The sequence below is a fragment of the Paracoccus sediminilitoris genome (genome assembly GCF_003259195.1).
In the GTDB taxonomy this organism is placed as follows: Bacteria; Pseudomonadota; Alphaproteobacteria; order Rhodobacterales; family Rhodobacteraceae; genus Paracoccus; species Paracoccus sediminilitoris.
The window spans coordinates 1-1,553 of the sequence record NZ_QJPK01000069.1; the positions used below are offsets into that span (position 1 = coordinate 1).

The following is a 1,553-nucleotide window of genomic DNA, read 5'->3' on the forward strand; positions in this document are numbered from 1 at the left end:
ATCCAGGAAGACCAGAAAATCGGCACCGTTACCGGTGATGGCCCCTTTGACACCCCGCTCGGCCATGATCTCCTCGAGGTCGCGACAGGACACCCCGTAGCGAAGATAGAAGAAGACCGCGTGCAAGATCACGTCCTTGGGAAGGTGGGCACCTTTGAATGACACGCTCATGGCTCACTCCTCACCCAAAGGACCGACTTTACACCATTCTATCTTTCCAGCTTGGATCTCACAAAAAATTGCGACAGATCCCTGGATGGAAGCCCAGGGCCTGATCCGCGAAATGACCGCGAAGGGGCGTTATTCCATCTGGCGAGCCAGTTCCTGATCCGGTCTTCCAATGTGTAGAGGATGCCGAGATCAAGATCATGCGATGCAGCGGAGACATCGGAATGTGTTGGACCCGCGGGCCGATGCCGAGCCCAAGTTGGATTGCCCGCTCAGCCGGCGGACAATCCCGATGTCAAAGGGGATCAGACCGTCTTGCGACGACGCCCAAAAGCCGCCAAGCCGCCCAGTCCTGCCATCAGCATGAAGCCTGCTGCGGGGACGGGAACGGCCGCGATGCTGATCGATTCAACATCAAAACCGTCAAAACTGGTCGTGCTGGCGAATTCCGCCTTTGTTACGTCGACCAGCCGAATATATTCGAACCCCTGAGCAACCAGAAGCGTCGTCGACTGCGCAGTGTTGATGATGCGGTCAATGAAGGTATCAACACCGTCAAAAACGGAGTAGACGTCCACGGCCTCGAAGTGGTTGGATTTCTGAGGGCCATTGAAGGTCACCTCGTTGATTGTAACGCGCGCACCTGGGGCAAAGGATTTGGCATCGAAGCCTACTGTGAGCTGGCCGCCAAGACCCATGGCATAGAAGGCACCGTCGGCCTCTCCAAGGGCATTCTCGGCGTTCTTGCGATCGTTCGCGGTGCAATTCATGCGGGTGCATGTGCCGTAGGCGGTCTCGGATGCGATGATGGAGCTTGCAGCATAGGTTGCTGCTTGTGCCCCACTTGCCATCGTCATCAAAACTGCCGCCGTCGCACCTATTCCAGAAATATTCATGGGCAACCTCCAAACAAAAGGGAAAATTGAGCTTCGCAGGCATGTGAGTATGCCAAAAGGTTAACGCGCACCATGGCTAAAGGGATTATTAAGCTGACCGAGCAACCCGATCTTTCTCTTACTGCCTGCAATATGCGCAGAGAAAACGCGAAACAATCCCGTTGATCTCAACCTTAAATTGCTGAAATCAACTTTAACGTTTAAAGATGCAAAATAAACTTTCAAAAGTTGTAATTTGGGACCAAGCCTATTTACTGCGTTTCATTCATAATTTCGTTTTGCACGCGAAACGCTGTCAGCGCGCGGCCAGCTACTTCCTCAGATCATCGATCAAGCGCCCGACCCCTCCAGTAATCCTGACGGACTAGTCCGCATCGCTATCTCGCTTCTTTGTCAGTCGGTTCTTTGGGGGTGAGCGCCTCTGACCTGCCCCCCGGAACGTCCCTCGGTTTGATGTAGAGTTTGCTTCATCACGAAGGAGCAAACGAC

General features: G+C 53.8%; 1 protein-coding gene. It reads right to left on the reverse strand.

What is annotated here, in order from left to right:
- Positions 1-473: 473 nt before the first annotated feature.
- The gene (locus tag DKT70_RS17550; protein ID WP_111560330.1) at positions 474-1,064 is read right to left on the reverse strand and encodes a VPLPA-CTERM sorting domain-containing protein; all 591 of its coding nucleotides are present in this window, start codon (positions 1,062-1,064) and stop codon (positions 474-476) included.
- Positions 1,065-1,553: the final 489 nt, after the last annotated feature.

Excerpts from the sequence above, each read along its gene's own strand:
- DKT70_RS17550 (WP_111560330.1), bottom strand. The coding sequence starts at position 1,064 with ATGAATATTTCTGGAATAGGTGCGACGGCGGCAGTTTTGATGACGATG.